Origin of the sequence: Deinococcus roseus, from assembly GCF_014646895.1 — a bacterium.
Classification (GTDB): domain Bacteria; phylum Deinococcota; class Deinococci; order Deinococcales; family Deinococcaceae; genus Deinococcus_C; species Deinococcus_C roseus.
Genome location: NZ_BMOD01000014.1, coordinates 1 through 19960 on the forward strand (window position 1 = coordinate 1; position 19960 = coordinate 19960).

16 protein-coding genes and 1 pseudogene are annotated in these 19960 nt (G+C 54.2%); 11 read left to right on the top strand and 6 right to left on the bottom strand.

Annotated elements, in window-relative coordinates; translation table 11 throughout:
* A pseudogene (locus IEY52_RS16235) lies at positions 1 to 7976 on the bottom strand (hypothetical protein); the annotation flags it as partial.
* A 227-nt stretch (positions 7977 to 8203) separates the two neighbouring features.
* On the opposite strand from IEY52_RS16235, the gene IEY52_RS16240 reads away from it, so the two are divergent.
* Positions 8204 to 8806: a recombinase family protein gene (locus IEY52_RS16240; protein ID WP_189004232.1), complete on the top strand. Its 603-nt coding sequence runs from the start codon at positions 8204 to 8206 to the stop codon at positions 8804 to 8806.
* A gap of 372 nt (positions 8807 to 9178) precedes the next feature.
* On the opposite strand, the gene IEY52_RS16245 is transcribed toward IEY52_RS16240, so the two are convergent.
* From IEY52_RS16245 to IEY52_RS16260, 4 genes are all read right to left on the bottom strand, one after another.
* Positions 9179 to 9355, bottom strand: a complete 177-nt coding sequence (locus IEY52_RS16245) for a hypothetical protein (protein WP_189004234.1) — start codon at positions 9353 to 9355, stop codon at positions 9179 to 9181.
* Between the two features lie 23 nt (positions 9356 to 9378).
* Positions 9379 to 10209, bottom strand: a complete 831-nt coding sequence (locus IEY52_RS16250; protein WP_189004236.1) for a hypothetical protein — start codon at positions 10207 to 10209, stop codon at positions 9379 to 9381.
* Between the two features lie 12 nt (positions 10210 to 10221).
* Positions 10222 to 11433: a hypothetical protein gene (locus IEY52_RS16255; protein WP_189004238.1), complete on the bottom strand. Its 1212-nt coding sequence runs from the start codon at positions 11431 to 11433 to the stop codon at positions 10222 to 10224.
* A 188-nt stretch (positions 11434 to 11621) separates the two neighbouring features.
* Positions 11622 to 12662, bottom strand: coding sequence for a YopA family protein (locus IEY52_RS16260; RefSeq protein WP_189004240.1), 1041 nt, complete (start codon positions 12660 to 12662; stop codon positions 11622 to 11624).
* Between the two features lie 924 nt (positions 12663 to 13586).
* Between IEY52_RS16260 and IEY52_RS16265 the strand changes: the two genes are divergently transcribed.
* The 10 genes from IEY52_RS16265 to IEY52_RS16310 all read left to right on the top strand — a co-directional run bounded on the left by IEY52_RS16265 (position 13587) and on the right by IEY52_RS16310 (position 19010).
* Positions 13587 to 13823, top strand: coding sequence for an antitoxin (locus IEY52_RS16265; RefSeq protein ID WP_189004242.1), 237 nt, complete (start codon positions 13587 to 13589; stop codon positions 13821 to 13823).
* Complete coding sequence (vapC, locus tag IEY52_RS16270; protein WP_189004243.1) at positions 13820 to 14221, top strand: type II toxin-antitoxin system tRNA(fMet)-specific endonuclease VapC; 402 nt, start codon at positions 13820 to 13822, stop codon at positions 14219 to 14221. Before IEY52_RS16265 ends, vapC begins: the two co-directional genes overlap by 4 nt.
* Positions 14222 to 14720: 499 nt before the next feature.
* Complete coding sequence (locus IEY52_RS16275) at positions 14721 to 15872, top strand: YaaC family protein (protein ID WP_189004246.1); 1152 nt, start codon at positions 14721 to 14723, stop codon at positions 15870 to 15872.
* Positions 15873 to 15894: 22 nt separating this feature from the next.
* Positions 15895 to 16272 carry a helix-turn-helix domain-containing protein gene (locus IEY52_RS16280; protein WP_189004248.1) on the top strand — a complete coding sequence of 126 codons (378 nt, stop codon included), beginning with the start codon at positions 15895 to 15897 and terminating at the stop codon, positions 16270 to 16272.
* Positions 16227 to 16529 (top strand): hypothetical protein, encoded by a 303-nt coding sequence (locus IEY52_RS16285; protein ID WP_189004250.1) that lies wholly within the window; start codon positions 16227 to 16229, stop codon positions 16527 to 16529. Before IEY52_RS16280 ends, IEY52_RS16285 begins: the two co-directional genes overlap by 46 nt.
* A 7-nt stretch (positions 16530 to 16536) precedes the next feature.
* Positions 16537 to 16944, top strand: a complete 408-nt coding sequence (locus tag IEY52_RS16290) for a hypothetical protein (protein ID WP_189004252.1) — start codon at positions 16537 to 16539, stop codon at positions 16942 to 16944.
* Positions 16941 to 17546 carry a hypothetical protein gene (locus tag IEY52_RS16295; protein ID WP_189004254.1) on the top strand — a complete coding sequence of 202 codons (606 nt, stop codon included), beginning with the start codon at positions 16941 to 16943 and terminating at the stop codon, positions 17544 to 17546. Before IEY52_RS16290 ends, IEY52_RS16295 begins: the two co-directional genes overlap by 4 nt.
* A gap of 109 nt (positions 17547 to 17655) precedes the next feature.
* Positions 17656 to 17988 (top strand): hypothetical protein, encoded by a 333-nt coding sequence (locus IEY52_RS16300; RefSeq protein WP_189004256.1) that lies wholly within the window; start codon positions 17656 to 17658, stop codon positions 17986 to 17988.
* A gap of 10 nt (positions 17989 to 17998) precedes the next feature.
* Positions 17999 to 18622: a hypothetical protein gene (locus IEY52_RS16305; protein WP_189004258.1), complete on the top strand. Its 624-nt coding sequence runs from the start codon at positions 17999 to 18001 to the stop codon at positions 18620 to 18622.
* Positions 18609 to 19010 carry a hypothetical protein gene (locus IEY52_RS16310; RefSeq protein WP_189004260.1) on the top strand — a complete coding sequence of 134 codons (402 nt, stop codon included), beginning with the start codon at positions 18609 to 18611 and terminating at the stop codon, positions 19008 to 19010. The genes IEY52_RS16305 and IEY52_RS16310 overlap by 14 nt, the downstream gene beginning before the upstream one ends.
* Positions 19011 to 19094: 84 nt before the next feature.
* On the opposite strand, the gene IEY52_RS16315 is transcribed toward IEY52_RS16310, so the two are convergent.
* Entirely contained in the window at positions 19095 to 19907 is an 813-nt protein-coding gene (locus tag IEY52_RS16315; protein WP_189004262.1) for a tetratricopeptide repeat protein, read from the bottom strand.
* Positions 19908 to 19960: the final 53 nt, after the last annotated feature.

The following is a 19960-nucleotide window of genomic DNA, read 5'->3' on the forward strand; positions in this document are numbered from 1 at the left end:
CCCACCCACTTGTCACTCAGGTCCGAGTGGCCCTCAGGTTTGGGTCTGGGTTCAGCGTCTGAACGCTCCGTGACGTAGAAGGGGTGTTCAGGAGTAGAAGTGATGTAATCTAGTTTCTTGGTCTCGGTGTCTTCAATCACCAGTCCAGTGATTGCAGGGTCATGCCCAATGATCATCTGGGTGATGGGGTAAAAACCCTGCTCTCCAGTTTGCTCATTGAAAGCCAGCACAGGGGTGCCAATGGCCAGTGCCCCGATCGCGGTCAGACCAGCCTGGGTCCAGACGGGGGTGTCTGCAGAGAAGGAATTGCAACCACATGTTGTACGCCCCAACCTACATCCTTTAGCAATCACCTGAGCAAAATTCTTTGCAGCAGCAGCAAGTCCTGAGGCCACAGTTTCTGCTCCAACTGTTTCAGCAGTTCCAATGCCCAGACCTCTGGCCAGACCCTTGATGCCGTTTTTCAGCAAACCTCCCAGACTGAAGATGGCCCCATCGTTGATGGCATCTTGCACCAAACCATAAGAGGCATCGTGGACATAGAACATGGCATCACAGGCAATGGCAGCACAGTGCCTGTCATTGATCAAGTCAATCATCGAATCCCCAATGAAAGAGTTCCTGGATGCTTCGTAAAGCCCGGTCATACCATTTTCTCGATGACCCATACCATTCAATGCTTTTAAGGATGCATTCAGTTTTTCTAGATTTCTGCTGGCATTGTTGCCCAGGGTGACAAATTCTTTGGCATCAATTTGGCCATTCTGGATATCTTGCATGATGGTCATCAGCATCATGTCTCGGTTGGCGACATTGTCCCATTTTGCAGTGAGGGCCAGTAGAGCTTTAACACTGGTCGCTGCACCAGCACCATATTTATTGACTGCAGTGGACATCAGGGCGTCCACCACCATACCATCCACATCAGTGGTTCCCAGTTGTTTTTCCAGTTCACACATAAACTTGGCTTGTTCATCGGATAATTTATCCACTTTTCCAGAGCAGTAGGATTTTCCAATGGCTTGAGAATCATCGGAGAATGCAATGATGGAGGTGTCCAGTGAAACTGGAGGTCCGTCGGGTGCAACCACTCCAGACCCTGTACCAGAGCTTCCTCCTGCTCCAGTCTCGCCGCCCCCAATGTTGGGATTGAGTTCACTGTCCGGTGCGACTACACCTGAAGATCCCGCGCTTCCCGAGAGGTTGGGATTGAGTTCTGGGGTCGGCAAGGTGGCTTCAGTCAAACCCACACTGCCGGAGGAATTGAGTTCAGCGTTGTCTGCAACGTTGCTGGCCCCCAGAGCGTTGGAATTCACATCACTGAGGGGAACGGGAGGACCGAATTCGGTAGGGTCAACAGGCTCTGCTTCGGGTTGGGTTTGGGTTTTGGGATCTGGGAGAGGATTGCTGAAAGCAGACATCCCGGTGGCGTTCTGGGTGATGGAATCAGCGGGTGCGACCACATCACTGCCTGGCAGGAAAGGGTTGCTTAAAGCATCAGGGGATGTGATGCTGCTGGCCCCCAAACCGACAGTGTTGGAAGGGGTGGGGTCCTGGTATTCCGAGGTGGTACCTTTGTTTGGGGCAGGCATGGCGTATGCAAAGGCAGGATCCCATGATGTGGTGTCCCACACAGAATCAGCCAGGCTGTAATTGGCCATCCGGTAAACGATTTTCTGGTCTGGTGCAGTTGCTCTGGTTGATGAGCTGTTCGAGTCGTAAGAATAATTGGCGGTCAATTGCGGCGAACCATCAATGTAGCGGTAGGTGTTGTCGAGATTCTGCAGCAAAGTGGTGAAGCTCTCACCATAAGGTACGGGTTTCCATTCATCCACATCAGACAGCAAAATGTTTCCCTGATCGTCGTACTGAAACCTTCTCACATAAGACGCGGTTCCATAGGCATCACATGTGGTCATGAAACCATCGTCGCTAAGCTCTCCTCGATCAACACACATGTGATTGGACATGTAATAGAGGGTGGTCTTCTCGTCGGCACTGTACCTTTTGATTTGAGTTTCGGTGCTGTTGTTGAGCGTGGTGACCGGACCGTCACTTTTGACAATTCGGTTGCCTCGTGAGTCCAGTCCATAAGAAGACGGGCCGCCAGAGTAACTGGGAACATCATTTGGAAGGGTGACGCTCGACAAAGCATTTTCTCTGGTGACATCACCATTGGCTGAATAGTCTGTGGTCAGGCTGTCACTCAGAGCCTTGGTTTTGCCTGGATCACTGCAGTAAGAGCGTTGAACAGTGTTCCCACTGGATGATTTGCTGGTGGGGTTGAAGCGGTTGTCGTACTGATATGAAGCGTTCAGTGTGGTGACGGTGAAAGGACAGGTGGTGCCACTGAAATCACTCTGGATGTCACTTTCGATGGTTTTCTTGCTGGTGATAGGATGCAAATCCGGTCCATAGGTGAAGGTCTCTGTTTGTACTGTTTTCTTCTGGTTGACGACTTTGGTGGTGGAGGTTTTTGCAGCCAGTCCCCCCAGTGTAGTGTCCACAACGTTCCGGTAACCATCCCCCATGGTGGTGGTGCTTCCGGTCTGGCCAAACGAGGTGACGATGGTTCCGGAAGTGGGGGTGGGAGGATCTCCCCGGGTCCAGCCCTGGACATTCTGGACTGTGAGCCGCCCTCTTCTGTCGTAGGTGCTGTTGGTGGTGGTCCCAAGGTTTTTGTTGATCCCACCTTCTGTGTAATTTGAGGCGACGGTGTTCTGGTTGCCGTCCTGGTAGTAGGTGTAGGTGTTGACAAAAGTTGTGGCGTTTTGTGGGACGGGGTCTGGTGGGGTGATGTCTGAACGGGTGATGAGGCCCCGGTTGTTGTATGTGGCCTTGACCACCTGGGTATTCTTGACTTCTTTTTCTTTGTTGTTTGGGTAATACTTTTTGCTCTGTTCATGCACTTTCACGGCGCTGCCGGCCAGAGCGTCGTAACTGCCCAGCAGGTTGCCGTTAGGATCGTATTGCCAGTAAGAGTTGTAGGAGGTTTCGCCGCCCGGGCAGGCTTCCGCCTGGTTGATTTTGGTGATTGTGCTTTGCAGGTAGGTGAAATCGTAAATCCAGCACGATCCGGTGAATGCCCGGCGGATTTTCATGCCCCGGCCATCCATGGTGATGACCTTGGCGTACTCTTGAAGCACCCTGTCCACCACTTTTCCGCGCGAGACTTCAGTGATCTGGTTGAGGGAATCGTCCAGGGTGTACGTGGTGACGTTGCCCTGCTGAAGCGAAGTCAGGGACACGGTGGGGTTGTCTGGCGTCCAGCTGCCCACAAAGTCATACGAGGTTTGCAGCACCTTGGTACCGTCCAGGCGGTAAGAAGAGTAGCGGTACAGGGGGGTGATGGCCCCTTTGATGTGGGCCTGAGATTCTGCCACCACCTGACCGCTTGAGTTGGACTGGTAAAAGGTGGTCAGGCCACTGCCGTACTGCTCGGTGAGGTTTCCGGCCAGGTCATACACCCACTTTTTCTGAATTGGGGATTTGAAACCGGCATTGGAGTCCACATCCACAGCGGCCTGCTGGGCCCCGGTGGTCAGGGATCGGGGGTATTGGGTTTCGACGGAAGGCTGACCCAGCGCGGTGTAGGATCTGGCGGTGTCAAATTTTTCGGGATTCTGCGTGTAGATTTCCAGTCCACGCGAATCGTAACTGTGCAAGATGGTGCTGCCATCCCCTAGGGTTTCCCGGGTGGGGTGGCCGTCCCGGTCATACTGGTAGGTGGTGATGGCATTGGAGGCGTTCGCCTGACTGTCCATCAGGGCTTTTTGCACCGAAATCGGGTAGGGGCTGCTGATGGAGGAAGAATAGTTGCGCCTTTCGGTCATCACCATGTTCCCATTGATGCCCGTGGCTGCCGGGTCCGCAATCCAGTACGGGGAGGTGATGCTGTCCGGGCGTGGGGCAATGGCACCTTCAGCGATGCTGGGTTCGTAGGTCTCTTTGAGGAGCCCGTTGCTGGTGTAGGTGTTCACCTTACGCACCACCGGCAACCCATCGGTGCCCGGGGCGATTTCGGCCGAAACCAGACCCAGGTGGTTGTAGGCGGTGCGGTACTCAAAGCCATTTGGGTCAAAAGTCTGGTACACCCTTCCCAGGGCGTCGTGGGACTGGTAGGTGTAGGTTTTGGTGATGCAGGGGGTGCCGATGCAGCTTTCACCTGGTTTCACCACGTCTTGCTCGGTTTTCCAGGTGTTGCCAGCCGCATCCAGAAACATGCGGGTGGTGTAACCTGCCGGGGTGGTGATGGTGTTCACCTGCTGCCCATTTTCCACAGCGTAAGTGTAAGCGGTGGTCTTCAAATCGCTGGCATTGAAGCCAGGTGCGGACGTGTAAAACCCCGCACTGCCCAGGCTCTGATTTCCAATGTACACCCGGTCAAAGGTTTTGCGGCCCATGGCATCGTACTGGGTTTCAGCGTAGGGTCGGCGGGTGTCGGTGTAGGTGGAGCCCATCCAGGATTTGGTCCTCAGGGGAGGATTGAGTTGACGGATCAGTTTGCCAAACGAATCATACTTGTAGAAGGTGCTGATGCCGTCGCTGCTGGAATCCCCCTGGGTGTTGAGGTCGAGCAAACGCAGGTCAATTTTTTGCACCACCCGGCCAAAACTGTCGTACCTGAAAGCCACCTTGCCGTTGTTGGGGTACACCGTCTGCGTGATCTGACCCAGAGTGTCCAGGGTGTTGGTGGTGGTCAGGACCTGATTGAGGTTCCCGCCCACATCCCGCTTGCCTTGCACGGTTTCTTTGACCACTTCTGGCTGGCCACTGGGGTGGTAACTGGTGGTGGTTTCACCATACATTCCACTGGTGCTTCCAGGCTCCATGAAGCGTTTCTCACTGACCACCCGGTCCTGCGAGTCGTAAAGGAACTGGGTGGCATAACCGTTTTCGATTTGCTGGGCCAGCCGTCCATATGTGTCGTAGCTGAATTCGGTGCGTTTGCGTTCGGTGGTGACGGTTTTGCCGTTGCCTTCACCCCAGCGCAGCACCTTCACCAGCCCCAGAGCGTTTCCTGGCTGGTCGTGATACTGGTATTCGGTGGTGTTGGCCGCTGCGCCTTCCCAGGAAGACAGGATTTCCCCGGTGGATCCGAACACCTGCATGTTCTGTTTCAGGGTGAAGGCACTGCCCGTCACCGGAAGTTGCTGGGTTCTGGTCCAGATGCGTTGACCAAAACCGTTGAGGGCCGTGATGTCCTGGATGCTGCTGTAGTTGACCGTCTGACCGGCCCCCCCCAGGGCCACCGATGAAACCAGGTGATTTTTGTCGGCGGTGCCTCCCGGCCCATATGAGGTGGTCTGCTGGACATTGCCCAGGGCATCATACTTCAGCTCGGTGGTTTTCAAAGCGGTCTTGCCGGGCCCATACACATGTGCTTTCAATGTTTCTGGCTGATCTGCATACTGGATGGGTTTCCCGGCATCCGTACCCGCCTGAGAGCTGCTTCCGGTCTCGCTCACCACCCAGGCGTTGAATCGCACCGGTTGCACGGTGTTGTTCGAGTAAGCGTAGTCGGTGCTGCTGAGGGGAGTGGTTGTTCCACCAATCACGGCTCCGCTTTCCACACTGGAGGTGCGGCCCCTGTCATCGAACAGGCTGGTGGTGTATTGCGGACTGACCGAGGCTTCCACCCCATTGCATGTGGGGGTGACGTTTTCGTTGTATTTGGTGGCCGTCACGCACCGGGTGACCGTCTGGCTTTTCAGGTGGTAGCGTGTGCTTGGGGTGTTGTAAAAATCAAAGGCATACTGGGTCAGCTGACCCAGGTACCCGTACGTGGCGTCCGTGGAGCCCCAGGTGGCAGAGGTGAAGGGCAGGTTGTCGGGGGTGTAGGTGGTTTTGGTGTGGGTTTCCCAGTCTGCAAGCACCGGAGGGGTCAGGGTGCTGGAGAGTTTTTCACCCGAAACCACATCCGTTCTGGACTGGATGACCCAGCTGTACAGGCGTCCCCCGCCTGACCCTGCTCCTGCATCGGTGAACTTCAGGATGAGTTTTTCGTAGGTCCCGGGGTCGGTGCGGCTGGTGCCGGTGACCTCCAGCAGCGCCTGATCGCTGAAGTTTTTGACCACCACCTTGTTGCGGTCTGCCGTGACCACAGTGGCCCCTTTGACGCTCCACAAAAGTCCACTGCTGTAATCGTCTCCACTGGCGGTGCCGTTCACGGTCAACTGGTCGGTGGAATTCACCTGGATGGGCGCCGTGAAATCCAGGTTCACCCCGATGTTGAGGGTGCTGGTGGCATTGGGGTTGACCCGGGGTGCCCGGTACACGGTTTCACTGGTGAGGTTCCCCCGGGCGTCGTATCCGTAGTGGGTGCTCTTCCCGGAGGGTTCGATCTCACTGGCGGTGAAACCGTTGGGGTAGTACTGGTACGTCCACCGCAGCGGTGCGCCGGGACTTCCGTTCACTGGATCTGTGACGTCCATTTCATGCTGGGTGACTTGACCGGATTTGTCGATCTCGAAGCGTTCGGTTTTATCGGTGCCGTCTTTGACGGTCACCACAAAGCCTCTGGAGAAATCTGTCGGGGTGCTGCCGTTCACCGGGGTGTAGGTGTAGGTGGTGTTCTGGGCGGTGTCCTGGCTGTCACTCTTGAACCCGGTGATCCGGGGGGGGTTGCTGTCATCGTAGGTGTATCGGTACAAATCCACAGTGCTGCCGGCCCCGCCATCCTTGCGCAGCAGGGGTTTTTCCAGGGTGCCGAGCACCACATGACCGCTGGTGGTTTTGGTGTAGGTGAAGTTGAACGTGCGGGCCATGTGGCCACCCAGGACGCTGTTCCCGGCCTTGAAGGTTGCATCGGTGCACACCCCGGTGCCCGGTGAAGTCACCGGGTCACCGCAAGCCGTGTTCACCGCCTGGGGACTGGGGGCAACCCGGCCGGTCTGGGCAACGTACATCACCTGTTTGACCAGCAACTGACCGTACTGGTATTCGTAGGCAAATCGGGTCTGTCGGGTCCAGCTGGTGGTGGTGGGGTTTTGGATCAGTTCATTGATGGCCACCAGGACGGGAGGCTCTGAGCTGCTGTTGTTGAAATTGTTCCAGTTGAAGGTGGTCAGCCGGCCCCACTCGTCTTTCACCTGGGTGATCAATCCGAGTTTCTTCCAGGTGGTGTTTGTGGAGTAAGTGATGTCGGTCCTGGCCGAGGCTCCGGTGCCTTCGGGGTCACTGCTGAGTTCCGCCCGGTACTGCTGGGAGAGGCTTTGCTGGTAATCCACAAACTCATCGTCCCGGTAGAAGGTGCTGCGGTTTCCACTGTGGTCGTATTCGTGCGCCAGCCAGCTGTAGGTGCTGCCATCAAAAACCTTGACGAACACCAGGTAGCTTTCGGACACCTGACTTCCCGGGGTGCTTTCGCTGGCATACACCGCCACGCTGGCATCACTGTAATTGTTGCTTTCAGGGGTGTTGGTGGCTGAATTGGCCGGAACCACCCTGAAAGGCACTTTGCTGGAATAGCGTTGAAGCCAGGCTGGCAAGTTGACATCAGACAAATTGATGTTGCTTTTCAGGTTGTAACGTGTGCCACTGCCGTCTCCGGAGAACACCGTCCAGCCTGCGGTGAGTTGTGCGCTGCTGGGGAGCTGGCTGTACCCCGCAAGTCGTTTTTTGCTTTGCAGGTTCCAGTTGCCACCGGCAATCGTGTTCTGGACTTTTTCATCTTTTTCTTTGCTGGGGTCGAGGACATTGTTGCGTCCCAGACTGCCGGTGTCCACATAAACGTTACCGGTGGCGAGGTTGATGGCGTCCTGAACGTCACCGAAGCCGGGGGTGTTGAAGGCGAGGACTTCGATGGGGAGGTCGCTGACCCCTGCTCCAGGGCGGGCATAGAGGCTGGGGCTGGCGAGGGCCAGGGGGGCGAACTGCTGGAGCAGGTAAAAGAGGGCGAAGGTGAGACCCGTGACCTGCCTTGCTCTTTCTGTGGGGAGGGGGGTACTTCTTCTATTCTTCAGATGAAAATTCATAACACTCTAATTTCTCACACTTAAGTCTCAGTTTCAATTCAGTGACATAGAGGCTTTCATTCGAGTTCAGGGTGTTACAAATGTTCATGAAAAGAATCAAAAGAAGGCCAGATACAAAGGAACGTTTGCGCCGCTTGAAATCAAAGACAACCAAAAATCCCAGGAGTGCCGTTGGGGGGCTGCCACAATCAGATGCCACAATCAAGCGGCTGAACTACACTGGAGACATGAGTTCTGACAGCAAAACCCCCACCGGTCCCAGGGTGGGCTACGCCAGGGTCTCCACCCGGGACCAGAACCTGGATGCCCAGATGGATGCACTCAAATCTGCAGGGTGTCGGCGGATCTTCAAGGACACCCTCACCGGGTCCAAAGCAGACCGACCAGGGTTGGGGGAAGCCCTGAATTACCTGCGTGAAGGAGATACCCTTGTCGTGTGGAAATTAGACCGACTTGGACGCAGTTTGCAGCACCTGATTGAAACGGTGAAACTGCTGGACGCCCGGGGGATCCATCTTTTGGTCTTGACCGAAGACATCAACACCAACAGTGCCAATGGAAGGCTGTTCTTCCACATTTTCGGTGCCCTGGCAGAATTCGAGCGAGAAGTGATTCGAGAACGCACCCATGCTGGCCTTCAGGCGGCCCGGGCCAGAGGTCGCAAAGGGGGACGCAAACCCAGCCTCAGTCCAGAGAAGCAGAAAATGGCACTGGAGCTGTTGAGCAATCCAGAGCACCGCATCAAAGATGTGGCTCAGGGGCTTGGGGTGTCAGAGCGCACTTTGTTTCGCCTGCGTCAACAGATGGCAAAAGACGACTCAGAGACTTAGAAATTCTGCTTTTTGAGTGAATTTTCCGTATGGGACGAGTTTCTCCTGAAACATTCCCTGTGTCAAAACCCATGCCACAATCAAACCGCCAGAATCCCATACGTTTTTGTCAGTTTTAACATCAGAATTTTGCTTTCCTACACGGTATTTCTAAAAATACAGCCGAAACGGGAAATGAAAAGCGGTTAGGATATTGTTTGTCCAGGACGCCATATTTCTCAGTTTATTCAAAACACCTTTAACAATGGGACAACCCCTACAAATGGATGGCAAAAGAGGCTGGAATGGTCTCCAAGTTCCCGGTGACAACTGACGCAAAGGCAAATAGTCTTTCAAGTGCTTTCTGGGCGATGGTGGGACCACAGAGTCAGGCTATTTTTTGGTGGACTGTTGATTGCCATGGTTGCCGTTGATGAAGTCCAGCAACTCCAATCCCAGAGCCAGATCCTCAGGCTTTGCATCTTCGGGTTCCGGAGCATGACGAACCCGAAGGGCACTTTGATAATGCTCTTCGGCGATCTTACGCAATTCAAGATCGAGGTCGTCCATTGCTTCACTGTACTCCTAAAAGATTAGTTGCTCAAGCGAATTGAACAAAGGTGCTGAAGGTTCAATTGACGGCTCACCATGCCCTGGCTGGCGGTGAACAGGGTGGAAATTCGCAGGTGTGGCAGTAACACTGGCACGTTCAGAGGTTCACCTTTGTGCGAGTGCACTTCTTCTGAGAGTGCCAGATTGAGACCCAAACGTACCACCCTCCAGGTGGTGGCCCCATGGTGGTGCAGCCATGTTTCTGGAACTTCAATGTTCAGGGACAGGATGTGGTGGTCTGGTGGGAACGGGCAGTAGAGGTAGTATTTGAAACCAGGATCGTCAGTCAGCATGGCGCTGAACAGGATGGCGAGTGCCAACTGTCCATATTGGATTTCATTCTGCACGGTCTTGGGGAAGAACCTGACGATGAGGTGTTGAGGCAGGTTCTTCTGTTGTGCAAAAACCCTCAATGCTGCTGCGGTTTCATTCAGGGTGGGGAGTTCGTCTGGACCACTGTGATTGCGGTAGTGTTCTTGTAGTCCCACATCGTCCCACAGGTTGAGTTGTTTGCGTACGGCTTGTTCCAGAATGTGCTGCAACCACACCCGATTGATGGAGGTCTGTCTGGGCAGATGGCCAATCAGGGTGCGCCTTTCGAAAGACAACAGCAAGTCTGCTGCAGGGGATTGCAATTGATTTGTGCGGTACAGGCTCCGCATGTGATGGGTGTCGTGGGCTGTGGGAAGGATTCCACCATGTCCGAGCAGGGGCATGTGCCAGGATTTCCAGAACTCAGCATGGGGGTAATGCACCAGCCAGCGAGCGTGGCGCTTTTTGAGGGTCAAAGAAGACAGGTCAGGGGAAGGCATGAGGCGCTCCAATCACGGGGAAAAATACTCCAGTTCAGCACGGCTGTAGACCTTCCAGTACTTGTAGCAAGACAGGTATTGTTCTTGCAAGCCCAGGAAGACGATTTTGTAGGGGATGGGTTTTTGTTCGATGATCCGGACATCCATGAAGTTATCCTCGGTGCGATACCGTTCGGTTTTGGGTGGAGGTTGGTGCCAGCTGATGGTTGGGTCCACGCAATAAACCAGACGAAACCCATGTTGGCGGAACGATCCCTCTTGTTTGACACTGCGCAGAAAGTGTTCCAGGGTGTCTGGGGCTGCTGCATACACAGCATACAATTCGTGTTTCTTGACACTCAGAATATCAGTCAGGTGAAAATGAGCCCAGTATTGACGGTCATAACCGTTGGGTTTGCAGTGGCTGTAGAGGGCTTCCATCCAGGCCTGTTGATAATTTTCCTGTGTGGAAAAATCAGCTGGATCCACCAACGCCTTCCAGGGACGCTGATACTTGTGCACTTCCCTCAAAATCCGCAGCAAGGAGAGCAGTGCACCTTCATCCAACTGGTCCTGCTTCAAAAGGGCCTGTTCGCACAGGGAAACCACGTCCGGATTGGGTTTGCCGTAAGTGAAGTACGGATGGGTTTTCAGTGAAGTCCAACGGGTTCGGGCCATTTGTGGTCTTTCCTGCCATTCTTTGCTGTAAAGTGCCATTTCATAAATGTCTTGAATATGATTTTGTACTTCATTGGATGCGTCAATGTCATTTTTGATGAGGTCAAGAAAGATCAAAGCCCGATCTGGAAACCGCACATACGCCTGAACTGCATCTCGGGCCACTTGCACCATGGCTTCAAAGCTGAGTTCGCGTTTCATTCGCAGCTTGCTGGCCAGAGAGCGACGGGTTCTGGCGACGTTGTTTTTGCGTTCCAGAATGTCGTTGATGCTGACACCATAGTATTTTTGCAGGCACTCCAGACCAATGTAATAGTGTTCTCTCGTCAGTTGATCTTCAAACTTGACGACCCTTTTGGCTTTTTCTGCTGTATCACAGCCATAGCACTTTTGCAGTTTGGCATACACCTGAAACGAAATGGCCCGGTAATTGCCTTCAGACAACAATTTGATGTTCGCACGAGGATGGGTGGCCTGTTCGGTGTACTGAAATTGAAGTTGCAGATCGAGAGGATATTCTTCTGCAGGATCTTCACGTGTACGCTGTGCTGAGGATACGTCGTGCATTCACCTCAGGATAACCTGATCTGACTCTGTTCTCAACAGAAAGCGCGCGTGACATTGCAGTGATGTGTTTGTGTTGTTGATGTGTGGTCAAGCACACCTGAACCAAGCAGCAGTATTGAAACTTCAAGCTGGATAAAGTCTTTCCTTCTTTACAGCTTCACCCGGCTTTTTCATCTCTTTTTTAAGGCTTAAGCCTTACCTGGGGATACCCAGGGCAGAGGCTCAGTGGCACCAGCTTGGACACGGACCCCTCGCACCAGGCGGTTGGACACAGGCTGTTTGACCTCTGCGAGTTTCAAAAGCAGCAGTTCAAGGTACCGCGCCATGAGTTCTTTGGCCTGAGACTCGTGCTGCCAGGTCAGAGGAGGATGGCCAGGTGTGGGTTGATGTGAGAATTTGTTGCGCACGAAAGCCACAACGCGAGGACCATTCATTTTGCTGTCCCCCAGGAGTTTCCCCTGGCTTGCCAAATGGGCAAGTTCTGGGAGTTGGGCAGGGACCTCCAGGGGAATGGACGCCCATTGCAGCATCCGTTCCAGTCGGGCCCCCAGGCCTCCTTTGACTGAGGGTAGTGCTTGGGCTTCAGGGGATTCATCCCAGGTGTAAACCAGCTTCTCCAGTCCGGCCTGCAAAAGAATCAGGCTGGCAGCCGCCACGGCCTCAGGGCTGTGGGCATTGGCGTAAAAGTCGACCGATTTCCTCAGGGCATCTTTCCATTCTGGGAGGCTCAACAATGCATCAGACCCATGCAGCACTTCTTGTACGAGTGTGGAAAGGTTCGGAGTCGATGGATGGATCCAATTGTGGTCTATGGGTTTACGTTTGATCATTCTGGGTGCAGAAAACTTGGACCACACGACTTCATCGTTGTGATCAAAGCCTCGAAGGATGGTGGGGGTCACCAGCCCGCCGGAGATGAAGGTCATGGTCCAGGTGATGGCTTCAATCAGTTGCAGGTAATCGGGTTGGTCTGGTTGAAATGGGGTTCTGTCTGTGCGTTCAATCTGACCCAGGTGGGTGAAGGTGGTGGGTTGTTTGCTTGGGGTGAGTGTCTGCACCAGGGACACTTCAAAGTCACCCACCCCAAACCGACCACCAGGCAAGTTCTTGGCGTTGATCAGATGGAATTCAATGATGTTGCAGGGTGTCGCTGGGGACGTCACTTGAAGGCAGATGGCGGTGCCTGATGTCGAATCGATTTTGGTGTTTGGGGCATGCAGCTGGTCCATCTGCACATCCACGTGTCCAACACCCAGGGGATGCTTGGCGGCATCCCAGGTCAGCCTGGGACCCTCCTGCCAGATCAGTGAAACGGGGAGTTGCCTGTTTGCACCATCGTGAAAGGTGAAATTTGCATTTCCTTCCCACAGCACTGGGGTAACGTCGAGTTCAACATGGGTTGGTTGGTCAAACAGATGCAAAGGTTTTCTCTTCGGAGGCAGTGGAACCTTTTTCATGGATTGATGATATCGGGTTTTCTGTTTTGCCAGCCGTCCCCAGGGAACATTGTGGTTTTTGGGGTCTATCTTGGTCAGACCAAAGGTGTTGGGACAGCTGTTTTCTATGGGACACTGCAAAACCATGGATGTTGACTCCACATGGGTGCGTAAGCAGTTTCTCGACTCGTCCTCTTACTGACACAACCTGTCAAGTTTCGTCTTTATGATAACGTCATGCAATTACGCATCGAACGACTCATAAATTTCTAATTTTTGGATTGACTTTTTGAGACTTATGGCATGTGTAGGAAAGAGAGATTCAGCACTCTAGAACTGACAGACTTATTTTAAGGAACCTGTGTCCTGGCCAAAGGGTCAGACAGTTCGCTTTTATTCCCGGTCATCCCAGTGGCCACCCTGGTTGCCCAGGGCTTTGGTGTTGAGTGTCTCAGAACTCATCGTGGGCATGAGGTTGGGAGATTTTGATTGTGAGATGGCAATATGAGACGCCCTGATGAACGGGTTTTTGCTGTTTGGAAAGTGTTTTATAGTGACTTTTGCTGCATGTTGGTTCTTTCTGGACTAGGGTGGCAAGGATTCAAGAGAAAACGTATTTTTTGAGTGAAGAATTGGTGGGCTGGACGTGCTTTTCCTGATCTCGCTAGCTCAAGCTGCAGAATGTATATACTAAAATATATATATGGAGGTGAGAGCATGACCACCAGCAAAGTCTTCACCTCGGGCGGCAGTCAGGCCGTCCGGATCCCCCGAGAATTCAGAATCGACACGCAAGAAGTCACCATCGAGAGGATCGGCGACAGTCTGATCATCACTCCCCTGAAACCCGAAAGTCACCGGCACACCTGGCTCAGCTGGTATGAAGCGATTGGGGAAGGGGAGACGATCGAGCGGGAACAGCCCGAGGAGCAAGAAAGGAACTGGGAGCTTTGACGGTCCAATTCCTGCTGGACACCAACACCTGCATTTTCATCCTGAACCACAGGCCTCCCCATGTTGCTGAGCATTTCGCAGAGCACCCCATTGGGAGCATCGGGGTGTCCTCGATCACGGCTGCAGAACTCTCCTTCGGGATGCACAAGTCAGGCTCTGCCAAAAACCTGGAGCGCCTGAAACACTTCCTGACCCCACTGCTGGTTCTGCCGTTTGATGATGAGGCGGCCAGCGTGTACGGTCGGGTGCGGGCAGAGCTGCAGGCCAGAGGAACCCCGATTGGACCCCTGGACACGTTGATTGGAGCCCATGCACTGGCTTTGAAAGTCACCCTGGTGACGAACAACACCCGTGAATTCCAGAGGATTGATGGTCTGGCTCTGGAGGACTGGTTGTAGAAGGTATGAAACCCTTCAGCCTGATCTGGAGGGGCCTCAGTGGCCATTCTGCGCACCGATTCATTTTTCTCTGTCCAGAACGCTCTTTTTACAACTACTTCATTTGATAAAAAAGTTCCAAATTAGTACCATAGGGACAACACCACAATCCATCTTCACCTTATCTTTTTTTGCCTGGATTTTCCAGCGTGTTCTTCCCCTGCAATTTCTGGCCCCGGTGTCCTCCCGGGGTTTTTACTCTGAGCTGAGGCAAGTGCAGAGGCAGGGAGGGGAAAAGACCCGGGAAAGGGAAGAGGAAATTTGATCTGGAAAAGACAGAATCAGGCACTCTGTGGGAAGGGTAACTCTGGGTTTTCTCGTGAAATTATTATCCTCTATGATTCTGTTTATAATTGAATGATATTACCAATAAATCCCGCTTTTGCTTTGCACATTGACAACTCTAATATGTTTATAACATAATTGGGCCATGATCAGAACAAAAACATTTGGAGAACCCATGAACACCCTCCGCATCATCTCAGAACGCCCCATTGAGGACATCTTCAGTCACCTCTCCCAATACGAAAGCACCAAACTTGCCCTCAAACTCATCCAGCGCAAAGACAAAAACAACAGACTCACCCCAGAGCTGGCCGAAGCAAAAGCCATCGGGGTGGCCTACTGCCTCCGGAACGCCCGAGAATACCTCCGGCAAACCGACGTTTCCTGGACCACCCGCCTGCTGAACGGCTACTACGGCATGATGGCCCTCAGCGGAGCATTGATGATTGCAGACCCGGACAACACCTATACCCTTCAGGATTTCGAGGGCTTCACCAAGAAAGGCCACGGCCTCAGCAACATCGACTCCGAAGCCCCCTTCCCAGAAGGGCAACTGATCTACCTCACCAAAAAAGGTCTGTTCCTGGAGTTCGCTGCTCACCTGGGCCTGAAACTCGATGCCTTTAAAGTCAAAGACCGCCCCGACAGCACCCAGGACCTGCACCTCATCAAAGACAAACACCTGACCTTGGACAACCTGTTGGCCTGCATCCCCGAACTGGCTGACCTGTACTTCAACGTCACCGGGAAACCCCCAAAAAGCAGCCCTTATGAGATGAAATCACCAGACCCCAGGGGCGGACCCAAATTCGGCAACCAGAGCCTGCCGGACCCACCAGAAGATCCCAACGCAGCAGACGCCTTCCCTCTGGGTCTGTGCTATCTGCTGACCTCCCCCTACCACCAGACCCTTGAAGACTGCAAGGTCATGCAAAACTACTTTCAGCCCCTGGACATCATCCAGCGCACCAACGACGGGCCAGCCATCCGAGGCTACGTCCTGGGCGACAGTGAAGAAGCATGCCTGGCCAGAATCCCCAGCCATCAATCCGCACTGGTGCCCCCCTCCTGGTTTGACGCCCCTTTTGGGGAAGTCAAGGACATGCTGGCCGTCCACTTCCTGATCACCTATCACCTGAGCATCATCGTGCGTTACCGACCCAGCCTGTGGCGAGAAATCACCGAAGGGGAATACAATGATTACTTCTCGCTGATCCGCCAGTACCATCAGGTGTTCAGTCGGGTGGTGCCGCAATTGGTCCTGGAGCGCCTTGAAGGCCGTCCCGTCAAACTGATTGCGCTGTTCAATGGACTCCAGGTTCACTGAAGAAAGGGGCTGGCAAAACCACATGACTGACCCTGAACGCCCCCTCCCTTCCCTCGATGACCGCCTGAGGGACCAACACCGGATCCTGCAGCACCTCGCGGAACACACGGGCACCAGCAACCAGACCATGAAATCCAACTTCCAGATTGCCGAAGCACTCGGGCTGGACCCGGAAGGGGTACGCTCCGCGTTGATGGCCCTGGTTGAAAAAGGACATGTGAAGGTTCCTGTGAGCAACTACGGCGGGGTGGCGGCCCACATCACGGCTGCAGGACAGGATTTCATCCAGCATGGACCCTCACCCACCGGTCTGATCTTCATCACTCAGGTTCAGGGAGACATTACATTCATGCCTTGCAGCAAGGCTCCCACAACACCCTGCAGCAAATCACACCCCTGACAGCCCAGGGCGCTGCCTTGCAGTTGCTTCTGGCCTTTCAGGATTCCCCGCCAGACGTGCGAAAGCAGGCCGGAGATCAGCTGCAGGACCTGCAGGAAGAACTGGCCGCCCCCACCACCAAGGCCTACCGGATCCTGGCCAGCCTGACGACACTGCTCACCCTGTCCGGGAATGACCCTGAAGTGTGGAAGCGTGTGGCAGAAGTGGCCCGGCAGTGCGGAATGTCCTTCCCAGAGGTTCAGCATGGGCCTGGATGAGGTGTGGATGCGGGAGAAACAAAAACACCGCCACCAGATCCTGTATTTCATCCATCTGGACTGCGAGGAGCACAACGGAGATGGCCTGAGTGTGGCCACCTTGTGCAATATCCTCCCTTTGAATGGTTTGGAAGTGGCCCAGGCGCTGAAATACCTGTACCAGGAAGGGCTGATCACCTCGAAGTCAGGCATTTTCCCAGGTCAGGGGCAACCCGAAGGGGACAAATACCGTATCACCCATGAGGGCATCAAAAAAATGGAGCAGCTCATTTTGCAACCCGATCAGGGCAATGAGCCCCTCAGTGCCAGCGTGAACCACCAGCATTTTTATGGGCAGACTTTCGTGCAGCAGGGGAACCACAACATCATGAGCGTCACCCAGCCCGAACCAAAACCAGAGGAGTTGAAACCATGAGCAATGCAGACCATCGAAAGAACATTGAGCGCCTGGTGCTGGAATTTCTGAATGAGCACACCGACAGCAGCACCTTTGCAGCTGACACCGAAGTGGCAGCTGCCCTGGAGTTGACGGTGGATGAGGTTAGAACGGCTTTCAGAAGCCTCAAGGAGCGCGGATACGTCAACACCAATGCCAGCAGCATCGGCCATCCCAAAGCGCGCGTCACTGCTGCTGGGAAAGACTTCCTCTCTGGGGAAACCCCTGCGGCTGGAGGGATGCAGTTCAACAACACTTTTCATGGTGCGGTGAACCTGCAACAGGGCAACCAGAACACCATGAACGTCACCCACAACAATGGGCTTCAAGTTGCAGATGTCCTGAAACTCGTTCAGGGCCTGAAAGCCTCCCTGCATGAAGTGCCTGCTGAGCACCGTGGGGAGGCCCAGGAGCAGATTGAAGAGCTCGAAATCCTCTTTGAGTCCGAGAGTCCGCGCCCCATTGCCATCAAGAATGCCTTGCGTGCACTCGGAGTGTATGCCGTTGCTGGAACTGCATTCGCTGCCGATCTGATTCAGATTGCTCAGGCTGTTGGCTTCCAATTGCCGGGTCTTGGATGAGCACCCGACCAACTGTGGGAGCGGACCAATGAAGCTCAGGCTTGCAGACATCCAAAAGAAGCAAGAGGATCGGCTGGCTTGCCTGTCTTATTTGTACCAGCAAAATGAAATGGACAACATATTCAGTGTGTCCTTCGAGGAACTGCAGGAAGTCATGCACCTTGGTGCAGCAGAACTCAACAAAATCCTCATCTATCTCAATGACCGCAAATTGATTGACCTCAATGGGGGGCACCGCATTTTGAATGCAGGAATTGTTGAGGTGGAAACAGCCATCCAGTTTCCCGGGTTTCGCACCATGCACTTCATGGGTTCCGTCACAAACATTTTTTATGGCCCCACCCAGATGCAGCAAGGCGCTGGGAACATGCAGCACATCAGCCACACCCCTGCTTTCCAGCCATCTTCTGAGCCCCTGGATGACCCTGGGTCTCCCCAATAAGGAACGTGCCATGAGCAAATTGAACCAGAATCTGAACCTGCAACAAAAAGTCCTGGAGCACCTGGGTGAGCACACCGACACCCGTTTTGAAAGCACCCTTTCAGCGGAAGAGATTGCTGCTGCCCTGGGGTACAGCAAAGAGGAAGTCGAAGGGGCCATTGAGGCGCTGGCATCCGATGGACTGGTGGACACCACCGGAAGCAGCTTCGATGGTTCAACAGCTCACATCACCCGAAAGGGTCAACGGCATCTCACCCATCCCACCGCTCCTCAAGGTGGCAATGTCTACAACAACCACATCCAGGGGTCTGTTGGGAGCTTGCAGCAGGGGGACAACAACACCATGACCATCCATCAAGGGGTGCAGGGGCAGGACCTTCCCAGCTTGATTGCTGCCCTGAAAACCGCTGTGCTGGATTTACCTGATGGCAAAAGGGAACAGGCGCTGGAGCAGGTGGAGGACATCGAGGAAGATGTCCAGGGTGGAAAAGTGAAACCCTCACGGTTCATGGCGGCTTTCGAGCGCATTCAGGCCCTGTCTGGAGGTGCGAAAGTCATCATGACGAACCTCCTGGGAATTGCTCGCTTGGCTGGCGTCGAAGTGCCGGAGGGCATGTCTGATGGATCTGAGTGACCACATTCTGAAGCGGCAGGCGGAGCGCCTGTTGTTGCTGGAGTACATCTACCAGCAGGTGGAAGTCAAAGGGGAGGCAGCCGTGGAAACCCGACTTTTCATGGAGGAGCATGCCATGGCTGCGCCTGATCTGATTCGGGCCGTGGAGTACCTGAAGGGAGAAAATCTGATCCGCAAAATGGGTGACCGGGGAGAGGGCTTCATGTTGGTTACCCTGAGTCACCTGGGTGTGGTGGAGATTGAGGCAGCGCACCGACGTCCCAAAGAAGGCACCCAGCATTTCTCTCCTCAGGTGGTGAACCACTTCTATGGGGAGGTGAAGATGCAGCAGGGCAACCACAATCAGCAGGTGATTCAATCTCCCCCTGAAGAAGAACAGGACGTTTGATCGCCTGAGAGCGTTGCTCCGTTAATCAAACTCTGGAATCTGCTTTTCAGAGCCGGGATTTGCACACCAGCAACAGGGATTCCATCACAGCCCCAGCCAGTCTTTGGCTTCGTGCAACCTTCCCAATTTCACCAGGGCTTGCCCTTTCAGGCCCGGGTACAGTGGGCTGTTGGGGTGTTGTTCCAGGATGTCCAGGGCCTGCTGGGGGTGCTCCATTTCCAGCAGCACCATGGCTTTGCGCATGGCCACCACGGTGCTCAGCTGAGGGTCTTGGAGTTTGTCGAGTTCCCGGAGGAGGTTCTCCAGTTCGGGTTTGCTGGCGTTCTCGCCGAGCAGGCGGTCAAAGAGGTGGGCTTTCTGCACCATCACGTGCAGGTGCTTCCAGCTGCGGTAGACTTTGCCGCTGCTTTTGCTTTTGGCTTTCGGCAGGGGTTTAGTGGTTTCCATCTGCAGGATGGCCGCGTAAAGTTCACGCTTGTGGTGTTCCACCAGGAACAGCAGGTCCTTGTGGGCACCGGGTTCGTCGATGTACACCCGCCAGTCGCTGATGGTGTCTGGTTCTGCGGATTTCAGGGTTTCTGGGTTTTCCCGGAGGGGTTTGATCAGCTGCTCGGTGGTCTGCCAGACATACAGGTACCCGTGCCATGCCGCTCCGAGGCGGTCCCCGATTTCCTCAAGTTGCGCGGTCTCATCGATGCTCAAGGGGCGCTGGATGCGCTGGGCGATGCGGTCCATCAGGTGCTTGCGTTCCTGGGTGGCCTGGGTCTGGAATTCCACGGCATCTGCAGAGAAGGAGCCTGTTTTCTGGAATTCGCGTTCTGCGAGGCGTTGCAACTCCAGAACACCGATGAAAACGGCGTAAATCATTTCAAGTGAATCTGCATTTTGTCTGATCATGTTCTTCAGTGTAATGGTCCTCATGCAAACCAGATCACCCCTGTGCGAACAGC

Excerpts from the sequence above, each read along its gene's own strand:
- IEY52_RS16245 (WP_189004234.1), bottom strand. The coding sequence starts at position 9,355 with ATGGACGACCTCGATCTTGAATTGCGTAAGATCGCCGAAGAGCATTAT.
- IEY52_RS16275 (WP_189004246.1), top strand. The coding sequence starts at position 14,721 with ATGAACACCCTCCGCATCATCTCAGAACGCCCCATTGAGGACATCTTC.
- IEY52_RS16260 (WP_189004240.1), bottom strand. The coding sequence starts at position 12,662 with ATGGACCAGCTGCATGCCCCAAACACCAAAATCGATTCGACATCAGGC.
- IEY52_RS16250 (WP_189004236.1), bottom strand. The coding sequence starts at position 10,209 with ATGCCTTCCCCTGACCTGTCTTCTTTGACCCTCAAAAAGCGCCACGCT.
- IEY52_RS16240 (WP_189004232.1), top strand. The coding sequence starts at position 8,204 with ATGAGTTCTGACAGCAAAACCCCCACCGGTCCCAGGGTGGGCTACGCC.
- IEY52_RS16290 (WP_189004252.1), top strand. The coding sequence starts at position 16,537 with ATGCGGGAGAAACAAAAACACCGCCACCAGATCCTGTATTTCATCCAT.
- IEY52_RS16295 (WP_189004254.1), top strand. The coding sequence starts at position 16,941 with ATGAGCAATGCAGACCATCGAAAGAACATTGAGCGCCTGGTGCTGGAA.
- IEY52_RS16305 (WP_189004258.1), top strand. The coding sequence starts at position 17,999 with ATGAGCAAATTGAACCAGAATCTGAACCTGCAACAAAAAGTCCTGGAG.
- IEY52_RS16255 (WP_189004238.1), bottom strand. The coding sequence starts at position 11,433 with ATGCACGACGTATCCTCAGCACAGCGTACACGTGAAGATCCTGCAGAA.
- IEY52_RS16300 (WP_189004256.1), top strand. The coding sequence starts at position 17,656 with ATGGACAACATATTCAGTGTGTCCTTCGAGGAACTGCAGGAAGTCATG.
- IEY52_RS16310 (WP_189004260.1), top strand. The coding sequence starts at position 18,609 with ATGGATCTGAGTGACCACATTCTGAAGCGGCAGGCGGAGCGCCTGTTG.
- IEY52_RS16280 (WP_189004248.1), top strand. The coding sequence starts at position 15,895 with ATGACTGACCCTGAACGCCCCCTCCCTTCCCTCGATGACCGCCTGAGG.
- IEY52_RS16315 (WP_189004262.1), bottom strand. The coding sequence starts at position 19,907 with ATGATCAGACAAAATGCAGATTCACTTGAAATGATTTACGCCGTTTTC.
- IEY52_RS16265 (WP_189004242.1), top strand. The coding sequence starts at position 13,587 with ATGACCACCAGCAAAGTCTTCACCTCGGGCGGCAGTCAGGCCGTCCGG.